Annotated in this window: 28 protein-coding genes; 13 read left to right on the forward strand and 15 right to left on the reverse strand. The window is 72.7% G+C overall.

Annotated elements, in window-relative coordinates; translation table 11 throughout:
* Positions 1-53 precede the first annotated feature (53 nt).
* On the reverse strand, positions 54-422 hold the full coding sequence (locus N801_RS10905; protein ID WP_035937607.1) for a tetratricopeptide repeat protein: 369 nt from the start codon (positions 420-422) through the stop codon (positions 54-56).
* A 75-nt stretch (positions 423-497) separates the two neighbouring features.
* Entirely contained in the window at positions 498-1,685 is a 1,188-nt protein-coding gene (locus tag N801_RS10910) for an acyl-CoA dehydrogenase family protein (RefSeq protein WP_035937609.1), read from the reverse strand.
* An 87-nt stretch (positions 1,686-1,772) separates the two neighbouring features.
* Here N801_RS10910 and N801_RS10915 point away from each other — a divergent pair, with 87 nt between their 5' ends.
* Positions 1,773-3,485: an ABC-F family ATP-binding cassette domain-containing protein gene (locus N801_RS10915; protein ID WP_035937611.1), complete on the forward strand. Its 1,713-nt coding sequence runs from the start codon at positions 1,773-1,775 to the stop codon at positions 3,483-3,485.
* Position 3,486: 1 nt separating this feature from the next.
* Here the strand turns inward: N801_RS10915 and N801_RS10920 are convergent, their stop codons facing one another.
* Positions 3,487-4,290 carry a VOC family protein gene (locus N801_RS10920; RefSeq protein WP_035937614.1) on the reverse strand — a complete coding sequence of 268 codons (804 nt, stop codon included), beginning with the start codon at positions 4,288-4,290 and terminating at the stop codon, positions 3,487-3,489.
* Positions 4,291-4,361: 71 nt separating this feature from the next.
* Between N801_RS10920 and N801_RS10925 the strand changes: the two genes are divergently transcribed.
* A complete protein-coding gene (locus N801_RS10925; RefSeq protein WP_245618392.1) occupies positions 4,362-4,991 on the forward strand; it encodes a GNAT family N-acetyltransferase in 630 nt (209 codons plus the stop codon).
* Here the strand turns inward: N801_RS10925 and N801_RS10930 are convergent.
* Positions 4,915-5,229 (reverse strand): GNAT family N-acetyltransferase, encoded by a 315-nt coding sequence (locus N801_RS10930; RefSeq protein ID WP_035937689.1) that lies wholly within the window; start codon positions 5,227-5,229, stop codon positions 4,915-4,917. The two genes, N801_RS10925 and N801_RS10930, sit on opposite strands and share 77 nt — an antisense overlap.
* 41 nt (positions 5,230-5,270) lie before the next feature.
* Between N801_RS10930 and N801_RS10935 the strand changes: the two genes are divergently transcribed.
* The 8 genes from N801_RS10935 (at position 5,271) to N801_RS10970 (ending at position 12,267) form a co-directional block, all read left to right on the forward strand.
* The gene (locus N801_RS10935) at positions 5,271-6,191 is read left to right on the forward strand and encodes a pirin family protein (RefSeq protein WP_052112866.1); all 921 of its coding nucleotides are present in this window, start codon (positions 5,271-5,273) and stop codon (positions 6,189-6,191) included.
* 50 nt (positions 6,192-6,241) lie between these two features.
* Positions 6,242-6,550, forward strand: coding sequence for a metal-sensitive transcriptional regulator (locus N801_RS10940; protein WP_035937616.1), 309 nt, complete (start codon positions 6,242-6,244; stop codon positions 6,548-6,550).
* 31 nt (positions 6,551-6,581) lie between these two features.
* Complete coding sequence (locus N801_RS10945) at positions 6,582-6,788, forward strand: heavy-metal-associated domain-containing protein (RefSeq protein ID WP_035937617.1); 207 nt, start codon at positions 6,582-6,584, stop codon at positions 6,786-6,788.
* Positions 6,785-7,711, forward strand: a complete 927-nt coding sequence (locus N801_RS10950) for a DUF8832 domain-containing protein (RefSeq protein ID WP_035937618.1) — start codon at positions 6,785-6,787, stop codon at positions 7,709-7,711. The genes N801_RS10945 and N801_RS10950 overlap by 4 nt, the downstream gene beginning before the upstream one ends.
* A gap of 29 nt (positions 7,712-7,740) precedes the next feature.
* Positions 7,741-9,945, forward strand: coding sequence for a heavy metal translocating P-type ATPase (locus N801_RS10955; RefSeq protein WP_052112873.1), 2,205 nt, complete (start codon positions 7,741-7,743; stop codon positions 9,943-9,945).
* A 40-nt stretch (positions 9,946-9,985) separates the two neighbouring features.
* A complete protein-coding gene (locus N801_RS10960) occupies positions 9,986-10,360 on the forward strand; it encodes a GatB/YqeY domain-containing protein (protein WP_035937624.1) in 375 nt (124 codons plus the stop codon).
* A gap of 111 nt (positions 10,361-10,471) precedes the next feature.
* The gene (locus tag N801_RS10965; RefSeq protein WP_035937626.1) at positions 10,472-10,885 is read left to right on the forward strand and encodes a hypothetical protein; all 414 of its coding nucleotides are present in this window, start codon (positions 10,472-10,474) and stop codon (positions 10,883-10,885) included.
* A 17-nt stretch (positions 10,886-10,902) separates the two neighbouring features.
* A complete protein-coding gene (locus N801_RS10970; protein WP_035937629.1) occupies positions 10,903-12,267 on the forward strand; it encodes a cryptochrome/photolyase family protein in 1,365 nt (454 codons plus the stop codon).
* Between the two features lie 125 nt (positions 12,268-12,392).
* Here N801_RS10970 and N801_RS10975 read toward each other — a convergent pair whose 3' ends face one another.
* From N801_RS10975 to N801_RS10990, 4 genes are all read right to left on the reverse strand, one after another.
* Entirely contained in the window at positions 12,393-14,345 is a 1,953-nt protein-coding gene (locus tag N801_RS10975) for a penicillin-binding transpeptidase domain-containing protein (protein ID WP_035937630.1), read from the reverse strand.
* A gap of 69 nt (positions 14,346-14,414) precedes the next feature.
* Positions 14,415-14,738: a TraR/DksA family transcriptional regulator gene (locus tag N801_RS19755; protein WP_052112867.1), complete on the reverse strand. Its 324-nt coding sequence runs from the start codon at positions 14,736-14,738 to the stop codon at positions 14,415-14,417.
* Positions 14,739-14,815: 77 nt separating this feature from the next.
* Positions 14,816-15,229 (reverse strand): VOC family protein, encoded by a 414-nt coding sequence (locus N801_RS10985; RefSeq protein ID WP_035937631.1) that lies wholly within the window; start codon positions 15,227-15,229, stop codon positions 14,816-14,818.
* A gap of 23 nt (positions 15,230-15,252) precedes the next feature.
* Positions 15,253-15,714 carry a nitroreductase/quinone reductase family protein gene (locus N801_RS10990; protein WP_035937632.1) on the reverse strand — a complete coding sequence of 154 codons (462 nt, stop codon included), beginning with the start codon at positions 15,712-15,714 and terminating at the stop codon, positions 15,253-15,255.
* Between the two features lie 149 nt (positions 15,715-15,863).
* On the opposite strand from N801_RS10990, the gene N801_RS10995 reads away from it, so the two are divergent.
* Positions 15,864-16,568, forward strand: coding sequence for a 4a-hydroxytetrahydrobiopterin dehydratase (locus N801_RS10995; RefSeq protein WP_035937633.1), 705 nt, complete (start codon positions 15,864-15,866; stop codon positions 16,566-16,568).
* Positions 16,569-16,570: 2 nt separating this feature from the next.
* On the opposite strand, the gene N801_RS11000 is transcribed toward N801_RS10995, so the two are convergent.
* On the reverse strand, positions 16,571-17,089 hold the full coding sequence (locus tag N801_RS11000; RefSeq protein ID WP_035937635.1) for a putative immunity protein: 519 nt from the start codon (positions 17,087-17,089) through the stop codon (positions 16,571-16,573).
* 85 nt (positions 17,090-17,174) lie between these two features.
* On the opposite strand from N801_RS11000, the gene N801_RS11005 reads away from it, so the two are divergent.
* Positions 17,175-18,419: a threonine/serine exporter family protein gene (locus tag N801_RS11005; RefSeq protein WP_035937638.1), complete on the forward strand. Its 1,245-nt coding sequence runs from the start codon at positions 17,175-17,177 to the stop codon at positions 18,417-18,419.
* A gap of 33 nt (positions 18,420-18,452) precedes the next feature.
* Here the strand turns inward: N801_RS11005 and N801_RS11010 are convergent, their stop codons facing one another.
* The 3 genes from N801_RS11010 to N801_RS11020 form a co-directional block, all read right to left on the reverse strand.
* On the reverse strand, positions 18,453-18,827 hold the full coding sequence (locus N801_RS11010) for a nuclear transport factor 2 family protein (RefSeq protein ID WP_035937641.1): 375 nt from the start codon (positions 18,825-18,827) through the stop codon (positions 18,453-18,455).
* Positions 18,828-18,870: 43 nt separating this feature from the next.
* A complete protein-coding gene (locus tag N801_RS11015; RefSeq protein WP_084108733.1) occupies positions 18,871-19,341 on the reverse strand; it encodes a DUF4234 domain-containing protein in 471 nt (156 codons plus the stop codon).
* 87 nt (positions 19,342-19,428) lie between these two features.
* Positions 19,429-20,646, reverse strand: a complete 1,218-nt coding sequence (locus N801_RS11020; protein WP_035937643.1) for an ATP-binding protein — start codon at positions 20,644-20,646, stop codon at positions 19,429-19,431.
* A 124-nt stretch (positions 20,647-20,770) separates the two neighbouring features.
* Between N801_RS11020 and N801_RS11025 the strand changes: the two genes are divergently transcribed.
* A complete protein-coding gene (locus N801_RS11025) occupies positions 20,771-21,652 on the forward strand; it encodes a hypothetical protein (RefSeq protein ID WP_035937646.1) in 882 nt (293 codons plus the stop codon).
* 22 nt (positions 21,653-21,674) lie between these two features.
* Here the strand turns inward: N801_RS11025 and N801_RS11030 are convergent, their stop codons facing one another.
* From N801_RS11030 to N801_RS11040, 3 genes are read right to left on the reverse strand one after another with little or no spacing between them, the layout of a single operon-like run.
* Entirely contained in the window at positions 21,675-22,013 is a 339-nt protein-coding gene (locus N801_RS11030) for a rhodanese-like domain-containing protein (protein WP_035937648.1), read from the reverse strand.
* A 32-nt stretch (positions 22,014-22,045) separates the two neighbouring features.
* Positions 22,046-22,906 carry an Fpg/Nei family DNA glycosylase gene (locus N801_RS11035; protein ID WP_035937650.1) on the reverse strand — a complete coding sequence of 287 codons (861 nt, stop codon included), beginning with the start codon at positions 22,904-22,906 and terminating at the stop codon, positions 22,046-22,048.
* 4 nt (positions 22,907-22,910) lie between these two features.
* Positions 22,911-24,029: an App1 family protein phosphatidate phosphatase gene (locus N801_RS11040; RefSeq protein WP_035937652.1), complete on the reverse strand. Its 1,119-nt coding sequence runs from the start codon at positions 24,027-24,029 to the stop codon at positions 22,911-22,913.
* Positions 24,030-24,034: the final 5 nt, after the last annotated feature.

Consider the following 24,034-nt stretch of genomic DNA (forward strand, 5'->3'; position numbering starts at 1 on the left):
GGCCCACCCCGCCCCGCCTCCGTTCTGACTCGCCGCCCGGGGCCACCACCCGCTCAGCGGCCGGGCAGCTCTGGCCCGTCGATGTCGTAACCGCCGAGCAGCTTGGCCATCGCGAGGTGCGGCTTGGCCTCCTCATGGCGACTCTGGCGCTGCAGGGTCCGCCCGAGGAGCAGCAGGGCGTAGTGGTCGTCCGGGTTGTCGACGAGCATCGCCCGGAGGATCTCCTCGCTCCGGCCGAGCTGCGCCGAGTGGTAGTACGACCGGGCGAGGTACAACCGCAGCTCGGTCGTCCCGTGCAGAGGCGGCTCCAGGGCGCTGCGGTCGACGAGCTCCAGGAACAGGGCACCGGCCTCGCGGTACTCCCCCTTGTCGAACCGCTCCCGCGCCGCGTCGTAGTCGCTGGCGAACGAGCTCTCCGTCATGACTCTCCCTCGATGTGTCCTGCTAGGCCTGTCTAGGCCAAACCTGATAATCCACTATCCGGCCGGATCATTCCCTCAGCGGAACGCCGGCAGGCCGGTGAGCGCCTGGCCGATGACGAGCTGGTGCACCTCGGAGGTGCCCTCGTAGGTGAGCACCGACTCGAGGTTGTTGGCGTGGCGCAGCGGCGAGTACTCCAGGGCGATCCCGTTGGCGCCGAGCAGCGTCCGGCACTCCCGCGCGATGGCGATCGCCTCCCGGCACGAGTTGAGCTTGCCCAGGCTCACCTGCTCGGGCCGCAGCGTCCCGGCGTCCTTGAGCGCGCCGAGGTGCAGGGCGAGCAGCATGCCCTTGCCCAGCTCGAGGGTCATGTCGGCGAGCTTGGTCTGGGTGATCTGGTAGCCGGCGAGCGGCTTGTCGAAGATCTCGCGGTCCTGCGTGTAGGCGATGGCCACCTCGAGCGAGTCCCGCGCCGCCCCCAGGGCACCGAAGATGATCCCGAAGCGCGCCTCCGACAGGCACGACAGCGGCCCGGACAGCCCCCGCGCCTCTGGCAGCATCGCCGACGAGGGCAGCCGCACCCCCTCGAGCACGAGCTCCGAGGTCACCGAGGCCCGCAGCGACAGCTTCCCGGTGATCTCCGGCGCCGAGAACCCGGCCGAGTCGGTCGGCACGACGAACCCGCGGATGGTCGAGCCGTCGGTGTCGTCGGTGCGCGCCCACACGACGGCGACGTCGGCGACGGACCCGTTGGTGATCCACATCTTCGTGCCGTCGAGCACCCAGTCGTCACCGTCGCGACGGGCGCGCGTCTGCATGCCCGCGGGGTTCGACCCGAAGTCCGGCTCGGTCAGGCCGAAGCACCCGATCGCCTCCCCCGCCGCCATCCGCGGCAGCCACTCCTGCTTCTGCTCCTCGCTGCCGTGCTTCCAGATCGCGAACATCGCGAGCGAGCCCTGCACCGACACGAGGCTGCGCACCCCGGAGTCGACCGCCTCCAGCTCCGCACAGGCCAGTCCGTATGCCGTGGCGCTCGTCCCCGCGCACCCGTACCCCTCGAGGTGCATGCCGAGCAGGCCGAGCCCACCGAACTGCCGCGCGAGCTCCCGCACCGGCACGGAACCAGCCTCGAACCACCCCGATACGTGGGGGCGAACCTCCGCGGCGAGGAAGGACCGCACGACGTCCCTCAGATCCCGGTCCTCGGCGCTGATGAGGGCGTCGATGCCGAACAGGTCGAGCGGGTGCTGCGTGTCCGTGGCCATGGCGCCAACCTACCTGCGGGGATCGAGGCCGCGGCCGTCCGGAAATCGCGTGACGGCGCGACCTGCGACGGGGGAGACTCGACTCCCGTGGCACATCTCGAGGTTAACCAGGTCGGGTTCACGCTCCCCGACGGACGCCCCCTGCTCGACGGCGTCCAGTTCCGCGTCGGCGACGGGCAGCGGGTCGCGCTGATCGGCCCCAACGGCACGGGCAAGACCACGCTGACCCGGATCGTCTCCGGAGGCCTCACGGCGCACGAGGGGGCGATCACCCTCTCCGGGACCCTGGCCGTGATGAACCAGTTCATCGGCAAGGTGCGCGACGACTCCACCGTCCGCGACCTGCTCGTCTCCGTCGCGCCCGAGCGGATCCGCACGGCGGCACGTGCCGTCGACGCCGCCGAGCTGCGGATCATGGAGGTCGACGACGAGCCGTCGCAGATGGCCTACGCGCAGGCGCTGGCCGACTGGGGCGACGCCGGTGGCTACGAGTTCGAGACGACCGTCTGGGACACGGTGACGATCCAAGCGCTGGGTATGCCGTTCGAGCGGGCCCAGTGGCGCCCCGTCACCTCCCTCTCGGGCGGGGAGCAGAAGCGCGTGGTGCTCGAGGCGTTGCTGGGCGGGCCCGCGGACCTGCTGCTGCTCGACGAGCCGGACAACTACCTCGACGTGCCGGCCAAGCGGTGGCTCGAGGACCGGCTCATCGCCTCGAACAAGACGGTCCTCTTCATCAGCCACGACCGGGAGCTGCTGTCGCGGGTCGCGACGGCCGTCGTCACCCTCGAGCCGGGCGCCAACGGTGCGACCGCGTGGACCCACCCCGGGTCGTTCGCGACGTGGCACCAGGCGAGGGTCGACCGCAACGACCGCCTCGAGGAGCAGCTCCGCCGCTGGGACGAGGAGCACGCCAAGCTCAAGGCGCTCGTCATCATGTACCGGCAGAAGGCGGCCTACAACTCGGACATGGCCTCCCGCCTCCAGGCGGCCGTCACCAAGCTCGACCGGTTCGAGAAGGCCGGCCCGCCCGAGAAGGTCGCGATCAGCCAGAACGTCCGGATGCGCCTCACGGGCGGCCGGACGGCCAAGCGGGCCGTCGTCTGCACAGGCCTCGAGCTGCTCGCACCTGACCCGACCTCGGGTGCCGCGGATCTCATGCGGCCGTTCGACCTCGAGGTCTGGTTCGGCGAACGCGTCGCGGTTCTGGGGTCGAACGGTTCCGGCAAGTCGCACTTCCTCCGGCTCCTGGCCGCGGGCGGGAGCGACCCGGACGTCGAGCACCAGCCGGTGGGCGACATCGCCCCGGAGCCGGTGCGCCACCGCGGCAACGCCAGGCTCGGCTCACGCGTCCGACCCGGCTGGTTCGCGCAGACGCACGACTCACCCGCCCTGGGCGGGCGCACGCTGCTCGACATCCTGCACCGCGGCGACGACCACCGGACCGGCCGCGGGCGCGAGGAGGCGTCACGAGTCCTCGACCGCTACGAGCTGGCCCGGCAGGGCGAGCAGACCTTCGACTCGCTCTCGGGTGGACAGCAGGCGCGCTTCCAGATCCTCCTGCTCGAGCTGAGCGGGGCGACGCTGCTGCTGCTCGACGAGCCCACCGACAACCTGGACCTGCACTCGGCCGAGGCACTCGAACAGGCGCTCACCGCGTTCGAGGGCACGGTGCTCGCCGTGACCCACGACCGGTGGTTCGCGCGCAGCTTCGAGCGCTTCCTCGTCTTCGGCAGCGACGGCCGCGTCGTCGAGACGCCGGAGCCGGTGTGGGACGAGGCCCGGGTCAGCCGCGCCCGCTGACTCACCCCTCCCCGGGTGCCGGGACCTCGTCGAACGGCTTCGACGTCATGAGCGAGAACTCCTCGCCGTCCAGTCCCTTGACGGTGGCGACGCGCCCGTACTCGAAGTCCCACGGCTCGGTGGGTGCGGCGCCACCGGCGTCGACGACGCGCTGCCGGGCCGCGTCGACGTCGTCCACCTCGAAGGTCACGCACCAACGAGGCCCCAGCGCGTCGTCGGGCTGGGCCAGGCCCATGCCACCCGCCGGCCGGTCCGCCCCCGGCGGGGTGAACATCGTGTACTCGAAGCCCTCCACGGGAGTGTCCTCGTAGGTGAAGCCGAAGACCGTGCCGTAGAACGACTTCGAGTCCTCCAGGGCACCGGAGACGAGGTCGATCCAGGCGACGGCCCCGTGCTCGTTGTGCGCGTCGAAACCGGTGTGCTCGCGCGACTCCCACGCCCCGAACGGGACACCGCCCGCGTCGGTCCACATCGCCATCCGCCCGAACGCGCCGACGTCCATGGGCGCGAAGATCTGCTGCGCCCCGGCCCCCGTCGCCGCCGCGGCGGTCGCCTCCACGTCGTCGGTCGCGAAGTAGGTCGACCACACCGTTGGCCAGTCCATCCCCTCCATCGGGGGCGACATCCCGGCGACCCTGCGACCGCCGAGGTGGGCGTTGGTGTAGCCGCCGTACTCGGCGCTGCTCTCCTCGAACTCCCAGCCGAGCACGGAGGTGTAGAACGCCTGGCTGCTGGCCAGGTCGCTCACGCTGACGTCCACCCAGCAGGGCGTCCCTGCCGGCCACTTCTCCTCGTGAGTTGCCATGGACCGACGCTAGACCCGGCCGGTGACGGCCAGGCCCGAAACGGCGTGCGGGGGTCAGGAAGGATGGCGTCATGACGCCCCGCCCACCGGTGCTGGTGCGCGACGCGACGAGCGCCGACGCCGCGCCCTGCGCCGCCATCTACGCGCACTACGTCGAGCACTCGACGGCGACCTTCGAGGAGGTCGCGCCCACGGTCGCAGCGATCGCCGGGCGGATCGCCGCCGCCCAGGAGCGCCACGCCTGGCTCGTCGCCGAGCGGGACGGTGTCGTGGTCGGCTACGCCTACGGCGGACCGTTCAAGGCGCGGGCGGCATACCGCTTCTCGTGCGAGGTCAGCGTCTACGTCGACACCACCGAGCGCGGCGGCGGGACCGGACTCACCCTGTACGCCGCCCTGCTCGACCGCATGGAGGAGCTCGGCATGCGGATGGCGTGCGGCGGCATCACCCTGCCCAACGACGCGAGCCTCGCGCTGCCCGCGCGCTCGGGTTCGAGACGGTCGGGACGTACCGCCGGATCGGCTGGAAGCACGGCCGGTGGCGTGACGTCACGTGGGTGCAGAAGCCGCTCGGCGGCGACGGGCCACCCACGGCCGAGAGCCAGGGCCAGGGCCAGGGCCTGGGCTAGGGCTCGACCTCCCCGTCCGGGGCGACGTGCACGAGCGACCGGTAGTCGGGGTGGCGCGCGATCCAGGCCTTAATGAACGGGCAGAGCGGCAGCACCTCCCGCTCGCCGGTGTCGCGCACGTCGTCGAGGGCGAACCTCGCGAGCGCCGACCCCACGCCGCGGCCCTCGAAGCGGTCCTCGACCTCGGTGTGCGTGAACGCGATGAGCCCGGACGACAGCCGGTAGGCCGCGAAGCCGGCCACCTCGTCACCGAGGCGGGCCTCGTAGCGGTTCCGGTCCGGGTTGTTCGTCACGACGACGTCATCAGCCATGCTGGTCATGAGACCACGACACCACACCACCGAGGAACGCCATGACCGAGGTCCACGTCCTGACTCCGCGAGAGGTGCCGCTGGGGGGCCCCCGCTCGATGACGGTGCGGCGCACCCTCCCCCACCGGGACCGCTCCTTCGTCGGTGCGTGGTGCTTCGTCGACCACTACGGCCCCGACGACGTCGCGACGACGAGCGGCATGGACGTCCCGCCGCACCCGCACACCGGGCTCCAGACGGTGAGCTGGCTGTTCGAGGGCGAGGTCGAGCACCGTGACAGCGGCGGTGTGCACGCCATGGTCCGGCCGGGCGAGGTGAACCTCATGACGAGCGGCCACGGCATCGCCCACTCGGAGGTGTCGACGCCCGACACGACGACCCTGCACGGCGTCCAGCTGTGGGTGGTCCTGCCCGAGGCCGACCGTGACCTCGAGCGCGAGTTCCAGCACCACGCCGCCCCGGTCGTCTCCGTGGCCGAGGGTGTCGACGCCCGCGTGTTCATCGGCACCCTCGGCGGCCACGGCTCCCCCGTCCGGACGCGAACCCCGCTCCTCGGGGCCGAGGTGACCCTCGCGGCGGGTGCGTCGTGGACGGTTCCGGCGGATCCGGCATACGAGCACGCCCTGCTCGTCGACACCGGAAGTGCCACGTTCTTCGGGACCTGGCTCGGGCACGGCGACCTCGGCGTCGTCGACGCCGGTCCCACCGAGCTCACCCTCGTCGCCGAGGAGCCCACCCGCGCGGTGCTGCTCGGCGGCACGCCCTACGACGAGCCGATCGTCATGTGGTGGAACTTCATCGGGCGCGACCACGACGAGATCGTCGCGTTCCGGGAGCAGTGGCAGGCGCGGGCCGGACGCTTCGGCGAGGTCGAGGGGTATGCCGGCCGGCTGGCCTGGCTGCCCGCGCCCGAGCTCCCGGCCGGTCGCCTGCGCAGCCGGGACCGCCACGGGCGGCGCTGACGCCCCCACCCCCTTGTCCGGCATACCCAAGGGGGGTATAGTATGGTGACATGACGGAGCAGGACGGCCACGAGCACGGCTACATCGCCCACCACCACAAGGACGACTACCTCAAACGGCTGCGCCGCATCGAGGGCCAGGCGCGCGGGATCCAGAAGATGGTCGACGAGGAGAAGTACTGCATCGACATCCTCACCCAGATCTCGGCGATGACGAAGGCCCTCCAGTCCGTCGCGCTCGGCCTGCTCGACGAGCACATGAGCCACTGCGTCGCCGACGCGGCGCGCCAGGGCGGGCCCGAGGCCGACGCCAAGCTCAAGGAGGCGAGCGACGCGATCGCCCGCCTCGTCCGGTCCTGAACCACCCCACCCCGACGAGAGTGAGACACCCATGAGCAGCACGAACACCTGGACCGTCACCGGCATGACCTGCGGCCACTGCGTCGCGTCGGTCACCGAGGAGGTCAGCGAGATCGCCGGCGTCGAGTCGGTCGACGTCGACCTCGCCACCGGGGCCGTCACCGTCACGAGCACGACGCCGCTCGAGGACGACGCCGTGCGCGCCGCCGTCGAGGAAGCCGGCTACCAGCTGGCATGAGCACCCCCGTGCGCGTCGTCGCGTTCCTCGCCGCCCTCGCGGCCGTCTTCGGCATCACGCTCGCGGCCGGCCGGGTCATCGGGCCGGTCGGCTCGGCGTCGGCGAGCGCCAGCGACGACCGCCACGGCCACGCCGGCGAGCCGCAGCCCGAGCCCGAGCCCACCCGGGCCGGCTCGCTCCCCCGCGGGCTGCAGGTGTCCCAGGACGGGTACGCCCTTCGGCTGGACCCCGACGCCTTCGCCGCCGCCCCCCGGGGTGAGCTCGAGCTCGTCATCGAGGGTCCCGACGGGAAGCCGGTCACGGAGTTCACGACGCAGCACGAGAAGGAGCTCCACCTCATCGTCGTGCGCCGGGACTTTTCCGGCTTCCGGCACGTCCACCCGACCCGCGCCGACGACGGCACGTGGAGCACCCCGCTCGACCTCGCGCCCGGGGCGTGGCGCGTCTTCGCCGACATGGCGCCCGCCGGCGCGGAGCCGATGACCCTCGGCGCCGACCTCTTCGTCCACGGCAGCTACACACCGATGACGGCGCCGCAGAAGGACGTCCGCACGGCCACGGTCGACGGCTACACGGTGACGCTCGAGGGCGACCTCGTCCCCGGCACCGACTCCGACGTCACCCTCTCGGTGAGCCGGGACGGCGCACCGGTCACCGACCTCCAGCCCTACCTCGGCGCGTACGGGCACCTCGTCGCGCTCCGTGGCGGCGACCTCGCCTACCTCCACGTCCACCCGGAGGGTGAGCCCGGCGACGGCAGCACCGCCCCCGGTCCGGACATCACCTTCGGCACGAGCGTCCCGACCTCGGGCACGTACCGGCTCTTCCTCGACTTCCGGCACGGCGGGGTCGTGCGGACGGCGGCGTTCACCGTCACCGCCGGCACCCCCCTCGAACCGTGGAAGGAGGACCGGTTCCAGTGACGAACACCGTCGACCTCGACATCACCGGGATGACCTGCGCCTCGTGCGCCAACCGGATCGAGCGCAAGCTCAACAAGCTCGACGGTGTCACCGCGACCGTCAACTACTCCACGGAGAAGGCGCGGGTCGAGTTCCCCGAGACCATCTCGCCCGCCGACCTGCTCACCACCGTCGAACAGGCCGGGTATGCCGCGACCCTGCCTCCCGCGCCCGACGCACCGCGCGGCTCGGCGGACGACACGGCCACCGCGGACCCGACCCGGCCCCTGCGCGACCGGCTGCTCATCTCGACCGCCCTCTCGGTGCCGGTCGTCGCGATGGCGATGGTCCCCGCCCTGCAGGTCACCTACTGGCAGTGGCTCTCGCTCGTGCTCGCCGCGCCCGTCGTCGTCTGGGGCGCCCTGCCCTTCCACCGGGCCGCGTGGGTCAACCTGCGGCACGGCGCGACGACGATGGACACCCTCATCTCGGTCGGGACCCTGGCCGCGTTCGGGTGGTCGCTCTACGCGCTCTTCCTCGGCACGGCCGGGACGCCGGGGATGACCCACCCCTTCGAGATCACCATCGAGCGCACCGACGGCGCCGGCAACATCTACCTCGAGGCCGCGGCGGGCGTGACGACCTTCCTCCTCGCCGGGCGCTACGCCGAGGCCCGGGCCAAGCGCCGCTCGGGGGCGGCCCTGCGCGCCCTCCTCGAGATGGGCGCCAAGGACGTCGCCGTCCTGCGCGACGGCCGGGAGCAGCGCATCCCCGTCGAGCAGCTCGCTGTCGGTGACGAGTTCGTCGTCCGGCCCGGCGAGAAGGTCGCTACCGACGGCACCGTGACCGACGGCGCCTCGGCGCTCGACACCTCGATGCTCACCGGCGAGTCCGTCCCCGTCGAGGTCGGGGTCGGTGACGCCGTCGTGGGCGCCACCGTCAACTCGGGCGGCCGCCTCGTCGTGCGCGCGACCCGCGTTGGCGGCGACACCCAGCTCGCCCAGATGGCCCGGCTCGTCGAGGACGCCCAGAACGGCAAGGCCGAGGTGCAGCGCCTCGCCGACCGCATCTCCGGGGTCTTCGTCCCGGTGGTCATCGCCCTGGCCGTCGGCACCCTCGGCTTCTGGCTCGGCACCGGGGGTGGGTGGACGCCCGCGTTCACCGCCGCCGTCGCGGTGCTTATCATCGCCTGCCCCTGCGCGCTGGGGCTGGCGACGCCGACCGCCCTCATGGTCGGCACCGGCCGGGGCGCGCAGCTCGGCATCCTCATCAAGGGTCCCGAGGTCCTCGAGTCCACCCGCCGGGTCGACACCGTCATCCTCGACAAGACCGGCACGGTGACCACGGGGAGAATGACCCTGCGCGACGTCGTCGCCGCTCCCGGGGAGGACCGCGACGAGGTCCTCGGGGTCGCCGCCTCGATCGAGCACGGCTCGGAGCACCCGATCGCCCGCGCGATCGTCGACGCCGGTGACGCCGCCGGGCTGGACCGCTCACCCGTCGAGGGGTTCACGAGCACCGACGGTCTCGGCGTCCACGGGGTCGTCGACGGCCGGGCGGTCGTCGTCGGCCGCCCGCAGCTCCTCGCGGACTGGTCGATCGAGCTCGGGCCCGAGCTCGAGTCGGCCCTGTCCGGCGCCCGCAGCACCGGCGCGACCCCGGTCGTCATCGGCTGGGACGGGCAGGCGCGCGGCGTCCTCACCGTCGCCGATACCGTGAAACCGACGTCGGCAGAAGCGATCTCGCGGCTGCGCGACCTCGGACTGACACCCCACCTCGTCACCGGTGACAATGCCCAGGCGGCGCGTGCGGTCGCCGCGGAGGTCGGGATCCACCCGGAGCACGTCGTCGCCGACGTGCTGCCCGCCGACAAGGTCGAGGTCGTGCGACGGCTCCAGCGCGAGGGGCGGGTCGTCGCCATGGTCGGGGACGGCGTCAACGACGCGGCCGCGCTCGCCGCCGCGGACCTCGGCATGGCGATGGGCACGGGCACCGACGTCGCCATCGAGGCGAGCGACCTCACCCTCGTGCGCGGCGACCTGCGCGTCGCCCCCGACGCGATCCGCCTGGCCCGGCGCACCCTGTCGACGATCAAGGGGAACCTGTTCTGGGCGTTCGGCTACAACGTCGCCGCCATCCCGCTGGCCGCCGCCGGACTGCTCAACCCGATGCTCGCCGGGGCGGCGATGGCGCTCTCGTCGGTGTTCGTCGTGACCAACAGCCTGCGGCTCAGGAGTTTTCGCCCGACCGGCTGATTCCTCGCACGCGGCGGCCCCGAGCGGGCAGGATCGGGGCATGAACCCGTCGGAGCCGGACATGCGCGTTGTCCTGCGCACGCACCTGACCCGCGCCATCAAGCACCGTGACGCGCTCGCTGCCGGCGCGCTTCGGTCGACCCTCGGCGCCATCGACAACGCCGAGGCCCTGACGGCGCAGGAGGTTACCCCGACCGCCGGCGACGGGCCCATCGCCGGTGCCACGACCGGCCTGGGCTCGAGCGAGACGCAGCGTCGCGTCCTCAGCCCGCAGGACGTCGTGGCGCTGGTCGAGGCCGAGATCGCGGAACGCCGTGCCGCCTCCGAGGAGATCGAGGAGGCGGGCCGCCCGGACCGCGCTGCGGACCTGCGTCGCGAGGCGGACGTCATCGAGGCGGCGCTCCGCTTCCCCTGACCCGGGTCGAGGTCCGCGCTTTCGTGGGGTCACAGCCGGCCCTCCACCGGGCAACACTCCAGTGGGGCCGGCCAGGTGGCCGGACATCGACGAACTCGGGGAGACCTTTCCATGCGCACACGACTCATCGCCGCAGCAGCAGCAGCCGCCATCTCGGCCGGCATCGCGGTGACCTCCGCAGCACCCGCCCACGCCGCCGGCTGGGGCACCATCTCGTCGTCCGCCGTCGGCACGTACCTCTCGAAGAGCTCATGGACCTACTTGGGCCGGTCGTTCTCGACGGCGAGCAACGTCAGCTACCGCTACTGCGTCGTCGGACGCGGCAGCGGGTCGGCGAACCTCCAGCCCACCGCGTTCGGCACCACCGTCTCCTTCTCCCACTACGGCTACGACGTCACGCGTTGCACCAAGAGCTTCTCGGGCGCCGCCAACACGTTCCAGCCGGTCGCGCTCCTCGGCTCCGGCACGGTCCTCATCACCAAGGTCTACGTCCAGCGCTACTACACCGGTCCCATCCCCGTCTGAGGTGACACGATCGAGGCGTGACCTCGATCCTCTGGCTGCGCCGCGACCTGCGCCGCAGCGACCACCCCGCCCTGCTCGCGGCGCTTGACGCCTGCGGCGACGACCTCGTCGTCGCCTACGTCATCGACCCGGTCCTGTGGTCCGGCGGCGGGCCGGCACGTCGTGCCTGGCTCGCCGCCACCCTCGAGTGGGCCCGCGCGGAGTTCGACGACGCCCTGACCCTGCTCTGGGGGGACCCGCGCACCGTCGTGCCGGAGCTCGCCGAGCGGGTCGGGGCGTCGTCGGTCCACGTCACCCGCGAGAGCACCCCCTTCGGGCGCCGCCGGGACGAGGCGGTCGCCACGGCGCTGTCGACCGCCGGTGTCGAGTGGGTCGAGACCGGGACGCCGTATGCCGTCGGGCCCGGTCTCGTGACCAACGGGAGTGGGACGGCATACAAGGTCTTCACGCCGTTCGCGAAGGCGTGGCGCGCCCACGGGTGGCCGGACCCGGCGCCTCGCCCGGCGAGCCTTCCGCTGCGGACGGTGCGGGGCGACGCCGAGGCGACCAAGGCGGTCGCCGACGCCCTCGCCGAGCCGGACCTGCCCGACCTGCCCGTCCCCGGCGAGCAGGGCGCGTCGGCGCGGTGGCGGGCGTTCCTCGACGACGCGCTCACGGCATACGCCCACGACCGGGACCGCCCGGCGACGGACGGGACGTCCCGGATGTCGCCGTACCTCAAGCTCGGGGTGGTGCACCCGCGCACGCTGCTCGCCGACCTGGCCAGCCGGCGCGGGGAGGGCAAGGAGACGTTCGTCGACGAGCTGGGATGGCGCGAGTTCTACGCGGACGTGCTGTGGCACAACCCGACCAGCGCGTGGACCGACCTGCGCGACTCGCTCGCCGGGATGACCTACGACGAGCCGGCGGACGCGATCGAGGCGTGGCGCACCGGGACGACCGGCTACCCGATCGTCGACGCCGGGATGCGCCAGCTGCTCGCCGAGGGCTGGATGCACAACCGGGTGCGGATGATCACCGCGAGCTTCCTCACCAAGGACCTGCACGTGTGGTGGCCCGTCGGCGCGCGCCACTTCCTCGACCACCTCGTCGACGGTGACATCGCCTCCAACAACCACGGGTGGCAGTGGGTGGCGGGCACGGGGACGGACGCCTCGCCCTACTTCCGCGTCTTCAACCCGGTGACGCAGGGCGAGAAGTTCGACCCCGACGGCGAGTACGTGCGGCGCTGGGTGCCGGAGCTGGCGCACCTGCGGGGCAAGGCCGCGCACCAGCCGTGGGAGCACGAGGACGGGTACGTCCACGACTACCCGCGGCGGATCGTCGACCACGCCGAGGAGCGGCGCGAGGCGCTGCGCCGGCTGGAGGCCACGAAACGCTGACCCGTTTCCCGCCTTCCCCGGAAAAGAGGTCCCGAGCAACGGAACTGTTCCCTTGCTCGGGCACTGCTTCCCATGCCCGGACAACGGCGGGTGCGATGACGCGCTGACGTGCCCGGCTCATCGCCTCACGCCAAGGCGCGGAGGAACGACTCGAGCAGCGGGCCAGCCGTGGTCGCGCCGCCCTCGCTCTCCTCGACGAAGACCGCGACGGCGAGGTCGCCCCGGATGGCGATCATCCAGGCGTGCTCCTTGAGCGCGTTCGCGTCGCCGAACTCGGCGGTGCCGGACTTGGCGAGGACCGACTCCCCGGGGACGTCGGCGAGGAAGGAGCCACTGCCCTGCTCGACGACACCGCGCATGAGCTCGCGCAGGGTCGCGGCCTCGGCTGCCGTCACGGGTGCCTGCGGCGGAGGGGGCGGAGGGCTCGAGGCGGTCGGACGAAAGGTGGGCGTGGCCGACGCGGACGGGCTCGCCGTGGCGTCGTCACCATCGTCCTCCGCCACGACCAGCTGCGGGGTGACCGGCTCGCCCGCCGCGATCGAGGCGGCCACCGTCGCCATGCCGAGCGGCGAGGCGAGCACCTTGGACTGCCCGATCATCGAGGCCGCCTCGTCCGTTCCGGGCTTCGGCTCGGGAACCGACCCGAGGAACGACGGCACGCCGAGGGGGGGCGCTGCGGTCAGGCCCAGGCCGGCGGCGGCCGCCGGCAGTGCGTCCGGGTCGAGGGTCTCTCCGCCCCTGATGAAGGCGGTGTTGCACGAGTTGGCGAACGCCGAGCGGAACGGCACCGTCCCGAGCGCCGAGGCCGGGTAGCCGTCGACGTTCTTGAAGGAGCGCCCGTCGACGGTGACCGTGGGCGTGCACTCGACGGGGGAGTCAGGAGTCGTCCCGGCCCGCAGCAGGGCGAGCGTCGACACCGTCTTGAAGGTCGACCCCGGCGCGTAGCGGCCCTGGGTCGCGGTCGACACACCCTTGCTCCCCGGCCCGCTGGCCGCGGCGACCACGGCGCCGGTCGACGGGCGGATGGCGACGACCGCCGAGGCAGGGGCGACGCCAGCGAGGACCTTCTCGGCGGCCTCCTGCGCGGCGATGTCGAGGGTCACGGTGACGGGCGCCCACGCCTTCGGAGTCGTCTCGAACAGCACGCGCGGGTCCGCGCCGGCCTTGACGGCGGACACCGTGACCCCGGGCTGACCGGCGAGCCGGTCGTTGAGGCTCTCCTGGAGCCCGCCGATGCCCACCTGGTCGCCGGCTGCGACGGTGCCCAGGGAGTTCTCGATGATCTCCGCGGTCGCCTCGCCGACGATGCCGAGGATCGGCCGGGCGAAGGTGGCGGTCGGAGCGAGCGCCTGCTTCGCCGGGACGATGAGGATCCCCGGCGCCGAGGACTGCCGGGCGGCATCGGCCTGCGGGCTGCCGGTGCGCACGGTGAGGGCCGGGACGAACGCCCGGGCCCCGGCGTTCCTCACCGCCGCGACGTAGTTGGCACCGTCGATGTCGAGGGCCTCGGCCAGGGCCGCGGCGGAGGTGAGTGCCTCCTGCGCGCTCACCTTCGTCTTGTCGATGCCGATCCGCTCGACGTCGCGCAGGGTGACGATCGGGGTGCCGTCCTCGGCGAGGATGTCGGCCCGCTCGGCCTGCACGCGGGTCAGGCGCAGGGCCTCGTCGGCCCCGAGCCCGGGGGCGAGCACGCCCGGCTCCCAGACGCCCGCCCACTCGCCGTCGGTCTCGCGCAGGTCGAGCCGGGTCTCGTAGGTCCACGGCGCATCGGTCCCGGTCAGGGTCCACTCGTGAGTCAGGGTCGCCGTGGCCCGACCGCCCTCCGGCTCGGTCACGGAGGCGACCCGCACGGTGTGCGTGGCGGCGCCCAACCCCCTGACGAGCGGCTCGAGGTCGGGCACCCGGCCGGCCGCGTCCACGGCGACCGGGTCACCGGCGAACCCACCCTGCGACAGCCCTTCTGCCACCCTCCCGGCGGCAGTGCGGGCCGCGTCACCGTCACGGCCGAGGAGCCGCAGCCCGCCCCAGACGCCGAGTCCCAGCACCGCCGCCACCACCACGGCGACGGCGACCTTCACACCCCACCCACGCGAATCCACGACTACCCCTCGGCTCGATCGAATCGACGCAGCAACCGTGCCACAGGGTCAGCTGTCGGCGAGGCACCGCAGCGCCCAGGGTCGGACCTCGAGGCGCTCCGCCCCGATCGGCTCCCCGCACACCTCGCAGGTGCCGTACGACCCGTCCTCCGTCTTCGCGAGCGCCACCCGGACCTGGGCCAGCGTGGCGAGCAGCCCCTCCTGCACCGTGACGGAGGTCAGCCGGTCGACGGCGAGCGACGTGCCCTCGCCGATGCGCTTGCCGAACGAGATCGACCCCGCGTCCCCCAGGGGCCGCGTGACCATCGCGAGCTCGTCGAGCAGGTCCTGCTCCTTGGCGCGCAACACGGCGGCCGCTTCGGTGGTGTCCATCGACCGACCATACGGGGGTTGACCGACAGGTCAGCGGTCGATGACGGCGAGACCGAGACCGAGCGGGGTCGCCGCGGTCAGCCGACGAACAGGCAGAAGGGGTGCCCGGCGGGGTCGGCGAGGACGTACAGCGGTTCGTCCTCGTCGTCGGTGCGGTCGAGCCGCAGCTCGGCGCCCAGGCGCAGCGCCGTGTCCTTGTGCCGTTCGAGCTCCTCGACGTCGTCGACCACGTAGTCGACGTGGAGCTGCTGCGGCACCGTCTGGTCGGGCCACGTCGTTCGGGCCTGCTCGACCACCTGCTGGAAGGCGAGCTGACGGGTGCCGTCCGGTCGCGTGAGGACGAGCCAGTCGGCGTCGTCGGGGGTGCCGTCCGCCGGCGGCTCGTCACCGGCCCGGTAGACCAGTCCGAGGAGCTGCCGGTAGAACTCGGCGAGCTCGCGCGGACGCTCGCAGTCGAGGACGGTGTGGACGTATGCCGGGTGCTCAGCCATCGTGCTCACCTCTCGGTCGTGGATCAGGCCTCCCCACCAGCATCGGGCACCAGCCGGAACATGGGGGGCACCTTGCCGAGACGGCGCTCGTACTTGGCGTAGTCCGGCGCGGTGCGGAGCACGACCTCGCGCCACCGGCGATCGCGCTCCTCCTCGGGGACGAGCTCGGCCACGAGACGGTGCCGCACCCCGTCGACCTCGCCGACGACGTGCGGGTGCGCGAGGAGGTTGAAGTACCAGCCGGGGTGGTTCGCGAGGCCGCTGTTGGCCGCGACGACGAAGAGGTCCGGCCCGTCCCGGAAGACCTGGACCAGGACCGTCCTCGGCCGGCCGGAGCGCCGCCCCGTCGTCGTGAGCACGATGACGCGGCGGTGCCACAGCCGCGTGGCGCGCCCTCTCGTCCGACGCACCAGCCAGACACCGAAGCCCACCGACCTCGTGTCGATCGCGTGCTCGATCCGTGTCTTCGTCGTCTCGTTGAGCATCAGGACTGCCTTCTCGTGAGGGCCCTTCCGTGGTCCAGTTCACTCCAGGCCCCGGCGCAGCGTCAGGGCCCTTCGTCCCGCCGGGGCGCAGCAGGTCCCCGCTTGTCCCAACCCGCGTGACCGTCGGTGCGGATGGGTAGCGTCGGTCCATGGACATGCTCACGAACCAGGAGATCGCGGACGCCGGTCTGCCCGACTGGCGCAAGCTCGCCCAAGGCCTCCACGCACGCTTCGCCGTGGACTCCTTCGCGCAAGGGGCCGCTGTCGTCGCGGCCGTCGCCGAGGTGGGTGAGGCGGTCGGCCACCATCCCCGCGTGACCCTCGGTGAGCGGTCCGTCGACCTCGCGCTGATCAGCGGCGACGCGGTGTACCGCGACACGGAGGGCGACGTGCACGTCGTCGAGTGGGTCACGCAGCGCGACGTCGACCTCGCCCGCCGGATCTCCGCGCTCGCCGCGGAGCGGGGTCTCGTCGCCGACCCCGGCGGGATCACGACGATCGAGCTCGCGCTCGACACCGCCCACTCCGCCACGATCGCACCGGTGTGGGCGGCGCTGCTCACCGGGACCACCGAGGCCAGCGGTCACGGCAACATCAGCGACGACGTGAGCGACCCGCTCCGGCGGGTGCCGCTCCTCTGGTTCCAGGAGACCGACGAGCACGAGACGCCCCGACAGCGTTTCCACGTGGACGTCTGGGTCGCACCGGAGGTAGGCGAGCAGCGCATCGCGTCCGCCGTCGCCGCGGGCGCCGTCGTCGTCGACGACTCCCAGGCGCCCGCCTTCACGGTGCTCGCCGACCAGGACGGCAACCGGGCCTGCGTCTGCACCTCATTGGGCCGGACGGTCGGCTGAGCTCAGTCGTCGAAGACGTCCCAGCAGATGGCGCTGCGGCGACGCTGGTCGTCGAGGACGAGCTCACGCACCTCGTCCGGGAGCCGGTCGCGCTGCCACTGCCGTTCCCGCGCGCGGCCCGATGCCGCGTCCTCGGGTGGGAGGCTCGCTCCCACCGCCCGGATGGCGTATGCCGCAGCGCCGAGGTCGTGCGCCGCGACGTGTGCCACCGCCACCGCCTGACCCGCGGACAGCGCAGCGAACTTCGCCGCGTCGGGAAGGCCGCGGGCCGCGGCGTTCGCCCGAAAGGCCGACTGGTGCGCGACCTTCATCGGCACCTCGCCACGGATCCAGGCGCGGCCGACCTCGATGGACTCGCGGGGCCGGGCATCACCCGGCACGTGGTCCTCGAACAGGGGCAGCACGTGCTCGGCGCACTGCAGGGCCCATTCGGCCAGCAGCCGGTGGTCGTCGTCGGACAGCGTTCCGCCGCGGCGCACAGTGACCAGCCGAGGGTCGCGCTCCTTCGGGAGGATCGGCACGCGTCCTTTCCTACCAGTCGGCCGGTTGACATGATGACGCGCATGGCGAGCCTCGAAGACCACGACAGCACGCGCTGACGCCCTGATGCCCCCACCCCGCCCGGCTGACGAGGACCACGCCACGCAGACCCGCGCCCTCCTCGCCCACCTCGGCACCGCCATGATCGCGACCGGGCAGCCGGTGCAGGAGATCGAGGAGGAGCTCACCGAGGTCGGCGTCCACCTCGGCTACCCCGACGTCCAGACCGCGGTGGGTCCCACCGGTCTCATCGTCACCCTGACCGAGGGAGGTCCCGCCACGCAGCGGTCGGCACCGCGCGGTCTGCGGCTGCACCAGTCGGCCAGTGTCCGCCGGATCCGCCACCAGCTGGTCCACGGCGACCTCGCGCCCGCCGCCGCCAGGGAACAGCTCGCCGCGGTCGCACGGCGTCCGGTCCGCTCCCCGCTGTGGATGGTCGCGCTGGCCTGGCCGGTGCTCGCCGTCGGGATCGGCCTGATCCTGCAACCCGGGTGGGCCAACCTCATCGCGGCCGCCGTCGGCGGGGTCGTCGTCTTCGGGCTCGTCCAGCTGGCCGAGCGGTACCAGGTGGTGAACGCGCTGCTGCCCACCCTGGCCGCCTTCGTCGTGTCCTCGGCCGTGTTCGCGGCCGCGGACGCGGGCCTGCTCGAGGGACCGCTGCGCACCGTCCTGCCACCCCTGGCGGTCCTCCTGCCCGGCGCGCTGCTCGTCAACGGCGTGTCGGAGCTGGCCGCCGGCCACATGCAGGCCGGGTCGGCGCGGCTCACCTACGGCCTGGTGCAGCTGGGGTTGTTCGCGCTGGGCCTGCTCATGGCCACCGCCCTGCTCCGCGTGCCGGCCTCGACGCTGGCCAACCTCCGCGTCGACGACATCGGGTGGGTCGGCGCTCCGGTCGGCCTGCTGCTCATCGGGGTGAGCATCTGCCTCATGGAGGGGGTGCCGCTGCGGATGCAGGGGTGGGTGCTGCTCGTGCTGAGCCTGGCGTTCGGCGCCCAGGTCGCAGGGCAGCAGCTCGGCTCGATCGGCCTCGGGGGCTTCCTCGGTGCGATCGCGGCCAGTCTCGGAGCGAGCGTGGTCGAGCTCCGGCGGCCCGAGCTTCCCCGTCTCGTACTCTTCCTGCCGGCCTTCTGGCTGCTCGTGCCCGGGAGCCTGGGCCTCGTCGGGGTGAGCGAGCTCGCGGCGGGCCGGGCGTCGGCGACCGACGTGACCCTGGGAGCGCTCGGGGTCGCCATCGCGATCTCGCTCGGCCTGCTGGTGGGCTCCGCCCTGGGGCGCTCCGTTCGCGGACGGCTGGCCGCGCCACCCCCGTGAGACACCGGCCCTCGCGGACGGCTCCTGCGACCGCTAGAAGGTTTCGACCCACTGGGCCCGCCACGCGGGCGCCTCGAAGGGCTCGCTCCAGTAGGCCGTCTCCTTGCGGATCCTGCCGTCGCTGAGCTCGAAGATGAAGACGGTCTCGTAGACGGGTCCGCCGTAGTCCAGGGTGGCCTCCGCCACGACGAGGTCACCGGCGCTCGTCAGGCGCCTCGGCGTGATCGTCGGCAGCTGGGGGAAGGCGCCATAGATGGCCCGCCGGTTGGCTGCGCCGTTGACCCGCTCCCGCGACTGCGGCCAGTCCATCGTCGCGTCGTCGTGGAACAACTCGTCCATGACCTCGATCTGCCGGTCGTTGATGCAGGCGATGAGACGTTCGATCACTGCTTTGTTGGGCTGTGACATGTGCACCCCTCTCGACCCTCCCAGAGTAGGCCCGTCGTGGTGATCAGGAAGCGCCGACCGAGCGCCAGTAGTCGTTGAGCGCCCCGTTGGTCTTGACGAACCAGACGATGCCGCCGACGAAGGGAAGGAGGATCCAGCACCCGGTCGCGGCGCTGACCGGCGACTGCTGGCCCCGTGCCGTGTACAGGCCACCGACCTCGGACGGGGTGATGAACAGCAGGGTGAACGGGAGGAAGAAGCCCAGGAGCAGCGCCACGCCACCGCCGACACCCGAGCCCCGGTGACGCTGCATCTCCGAGTGCGTCCCGTGGTACCAGAACAGCGAGTAGAACCCGAGGGTGAGGACCATGAGGAGGACGCACGTCCCCGTCGAGCGCACCTTCCCCACCTGGTGCACCGGCGGTCGGGTCGGCACGACGTGGGTCGGCGGCGCGGGGACGAGGTGCTGGCCGTAGGTCGGATGGGCTGCAGGGACTGCCGGGTGGGCCACCCGAGCGTCATGGTTGTGGGTCATGCGCGGACGGTATGCGGTCGAACCCTCGCGCGTCCGCCCGTTGGCCGAAGTCGTCACGGCGTCGCCCGACGCCGACCTCGTGACCGGTCAGGCCGTCTGCTCGCGCAGGTAGCGCCCGAAGTGCGGGACCGTGAAGGCGATGCGACCACGCTCGCCGGAGTAGATGAGCCCCTTCTTGAGCAGGGCGTCGCGCGCCGGCGAGAGCGACTGCGTCTTGCGTCCGAGGTGGGCGGCGACGTCCGAGGTCGGCACCGACTCGATGTCGTCGAGCTCCTCGTGGCCACCCTCGCTGATCGCGAGCGCGACGTCCGCCATGGCCCGCAAGTACTCCCGCTCCCCCGGCGTCGCCCGCTCGAAGCGGGACCCGAAGAAGCCCACGGCCAGCTCGGACTCCGCCTCCGGCGCGGCCACCCGCACGTCGTCGGCGGTCACCGGCGACGAGGGCGCCCGGTCCCAGGCCGCCTTGCCGTAGGCCTGGATGAAGTACGGGTACCCGCCCGTCGCGGCATACATCGCCTCGAGGGCGGCCGGCTCGTAGGCCGCGTTCTCCTCACGCGCGGGCACGACGAGCGCCGCGTCCGCCGCCGCGCGAGGCAGCCGGTCGATGCGGGAGTAGCGAAACAGCCTCTCCGAGTACGACTTCGACGCCGACAGCACCGCCGGCAGGTGCGGGAGCCCCGCACCGACGACGATGACCGGCAGGCCGGACTGCGAGATCTCGTGGCAGGCCGCGCACAGCGCCGAGACGTCATCGGACCCGAGGTCCTGCATCTCGTCGATGAACACGGCGATGCCGCGTCCGGTGTCGGAGGCGAGGCCCCCGACGTCGGTGAGGAGCTCGACGAGGTCGATCTCGATGTCGCCGGAGTCCGCGCGACCCGACGCCGCCGGGGCGTCGATCCCCGGGTTCCACTTCTCGCGGAGCTTCGCGCCGGCCGGCGCGTCCCGCTGCGCGAACGCCTTGATGACGCCGAGCACGTGCTGCACCTCGTCGTCGCTGGGGTGCCCGAGCTCGCGCACCGCCTGGTGCAGCGCCGACGACAGCGGCCGCCGCAGCGACTGGTCCGGGCGGGCCTCGAGCTTGCCGGTCCCCCACCGGGCGCGCACCGCCGCCGACCGCAGGGCGTTGAGCAGCACCGTCTTGCCCACCCCGCGCAGGCCGGTGAGGACGATCGAGCGTTCCGGGCGTCCGCGCGAGACCCGTTCGAGGACGACCTCGAAGGCGTCGAGCTGCTCGTCCCGGCCGGCGAGCTCGGGAGGGCGCTGGCCGGCGCCGGGGGCGTAGGGGTTACGGATGGGGTCCACGATCGCACCGTATCCGCTCGTCTAGGGCGGACGGCATACATCCTGATAAGGGCGTATGCCGTGTCGCGCGCCGCCGTGGAACCGCCGGGGGGTCCCGGCGCGTCCAATCCGCGAAGGAGGCGCCATGCGCATCGTCTCGACCCTCACCCTGGGGCTGCTCGCCACGCTCGCAGCCGGCTGCGGGACGTCCGCACCCCGCCCCCCGGTGGGCACACCGGCGAGCCCCTCGGTGAGCACGACCGTCGTCCGCGCCGACGACGAGGTCGTCGCCCACGGGATGCTCATGCAGGACAGCCCGACCGCCGACGTCGAGCTGTGCCTGGGCGGGGTGGCGGAGTCCTACCCGCCCCAGTGCGGCGGTCCGACGTTCGTCGGCGAGGTCGACTGGGACGCGGTCCGGCCCGAGCGGGCGAACGGTGTGACGTGGAGCAGTGGCGAGGTGTGGGTGGTCGGCCGGTACGACCGGGGCACCGGGAGCTCCGGCGCCCTCACCCTCACCCGGCCGGTGAGCCCGACACCACCGCCCGGGGTGGACGTGCCGACCGAGGCACCGGCGACGTTCCCCCAGCTGTGCGACGACCCGTACGCGGACGGCGGGCGCCGGGGCGCGGGGTCGGAGGACGAGAGGAACGCCCTGGGCGAGCTGCTGCCGACGCTCGACGGATACGTCGGGTCATGGGTCTCCGACGGGTCCTCGCTGTTCAACGTGCTCGTCAACGATGACCCCGAGGCGGCGCGGGCGCGGCTGCGCGAGGCCTGGCCCGGCGGGTTGTGCGTCGAGCAGCGCGACCTGCCCACGGAGCGGGACGTCCTCGCCGCCCAGTCCGCGCTCGGCTCCCGGTTCGGGCTCCTCACCAGCAGTGGTCAGGCGATGACCGGCGGGCTGGACGTCCACGTGACGATGCTCGACCAGGCCACGCTGGACGGCATCCTCGCTGCGGTGCGGCCCTGGCTGGCCCCTGAGCACGTTCGCGTGACGAGCGCCTTCCAGCCGCTGTCCCGGTGACGGCGGTGAGTGCCCGGCTCGGTCAGGGGACCTGCGCCGCACCTCCGTCGGCGGTCTCCAGCGGCTTGCCCGCGAAGTGCCACGCCCGCATCCCGCCGTCGAGGTTGGCGACCTCGTAGCCCTGCTGCTCGAGCCACGGCAGCACCCGGGTCACCCGCCCGCCGCTGCGGCAGGCGACGACCAGCGGCTCGTCGCGGTCGAGGAACGGCGCGAGCTCGTCGACCCGCGCGGGCAGGTCGCCCATGGGGATGTGCACGGCGCCCGGGGCGTGTCCGCGGTCCCACTCGTCCTGCTCGCGGATGTCGAGGATCGCCGCGTCGTCGGCGAGGTCGGCCACCTGGACCTGGGGGAAGTCGCTCATGGCCTCGAGCGTAACCTCCGCGGCTCCGGCGTCTACTTGAGGAACTTGCTCGTGCGGCGGTCGGCGAGCGGCTTGCCGCCGGTCTGGCACGTCGCGCAGTACTGCAGGGACGAGTCGGCGAACGACACCTCGCGCACCGTGTCGCCGCACTCGGGGCAGACCTCACCGGTGCGCCCGTGGACCCGCATCCCTGAGCGCTTGGCGTCCTTGAGCTCGGCGGCGGGCTTGCCCGACGCGGCGAGGACCGCCGCCGACAGCGTCTCGCGCAGCGCGGCATACAGGCGTTCGGTCTCGTCGTCGTCGAGCTTCGCGGCGATCGCGAACGGGGACAGCTTCGCGACGTGGAGGATCTCGTCGGAGTACGCGTTGCCGACCCCGGCGATGATCGACTGGTCGCGCAGGACGCCCTTGAGCTGGTGCTTGCGTTCGCCGAGGATCTCGCGGAACGCGCTGAGCGAGAACGCGTCCGCGAGCGGGTCCGGACCCAGCCGCGCGATGCCGGGGACGTCGCCGGGCGAGGAGACGATGTATGCCGCGAGCGACTTCTTCGTGCCCGCCTCGGTGAGGTCGAAGCCGGACCCGTCGGACAGCCGGACGCGCAGGGCGATGGGCGACTTGCCCGGGCGCAGCAGGTTCGGTGTCATCGTCTCCGACCAGCGCAGCCAGCCCGCTCGCGCGAGGTGGAAGACGAGGTGCGTGCCGCCGCAGTCGAGGTCGAGGAACTTGCCGTGCCGCGACACCGACTCCACCGGGGCCCCGACGAGCGCCTCGGGTGGGGGGGTGAAGGTCTTGAGCACCGAGATCGACCCGAGCTCGACACCGGTGACGGCGAGGTCGGCGGTGCGCTTCGCGAGGAAGTCGACCAGGGCCTGCACCTCGGGCAGCTCCGGCATCCGCTCACACTCCCCACATGTCGGACGCCTCGAGCGCGCGCGCGCCGGCCTCGGGGTCGACGACGTCACCCTCGACGATCGGCGCGACGAGCCGTGCCAGCGCGTAGCCGTCGGGGGCCCGCACGACCGGGGCCTTGATGTCCTGGGTCGGTGCCGGGGCGAGGTCGTCGTTGGCGACCGGGATGCCGTGGGAGAGGACCTGCTCGCCGACGCTGAGCTGGCGGATCGCGATGGCCCGCACCGCGTCCGGACGTCGCGTCGCGAACTCGGTGTAGAGCTTGGGGTCGTTCTGGCCGTCGTCCCCAACGAGCAGCCAGGTGACGTGCGGCAGCTCACGGGCCAGCCGGGCGAGGGCGGAGCGCTTGTGGTCCTGGCCCGACCGGAACCAGCCGGTGTGGGTGGGACCCCAGTCGGTGAGCAGCATCGGCCCCGGCGGGTAGCCGTTGCGGCGCAGGAAACGGGTCAGCGAGGGCGCGGTGTTCCACGCGCCCGTCGAGAGGTAGATGACCGGCATGCCGGGGTGCGAGTCGAGGAGCTCGCGGTAGAACGTCGCCATCCCCGGGACGGGCCGGCGGGTGCCCTCGGCCTTGATGAAGGTGTTCCATCCAGCGATGAACGGCCGCGGCAGCGACGTCGACAGCACCGTGTCGTCGATGTCGCTCACCATTCCGAACGTCTGCCGCGCCCCGATGACGAGGACCGACGCCGTGCTGGGCCGGGCGTGGGGTGAGGTGAGCTCGACCTGGTGCCAGCCGGGACCGAGTCCGTGCCCGTGGATGACGAGGTCGAGCAGGCCGGAGCGGTCGGTGCGCGCGTCGATCTCGCGCTCACCGATGCGCACGGTCACGGGGACGTCGATCGCGGGGGTCGTGACGAACGCCCGCCACCCGCGCGCCTCGTCCTCCGCCGACTTCAGCGACTGCACGCTCCCGGCCGCGTCCCCGGAGGCCTGGCGCATCGGGTCCCGCGACATGAGCACGCGCGCGAGGACCCGGATGAAGCCGGCGCTGCCGTAGCCGGTGTGCGGCACGATCTTGGTCCCCCAGCCGCGCTCGCGCAGGACGTCGCCCTTGCGACGGTTCCACGCGTCCTCCATGAGCGCGGCGAGGTGCGGGCGGGCCATGACCC

The sequence above is a fragment of the Knoellia aerolata DSM 18566 genome (assembly GCF_000768695.1).
In the GTDB taxonomy this organism is placed as follows: Bacteria; Actinomycetota; Actinomycetes; order Actinomycetales; family Dermatophilaceae; genus Knoellia; species Knoellia aerolata.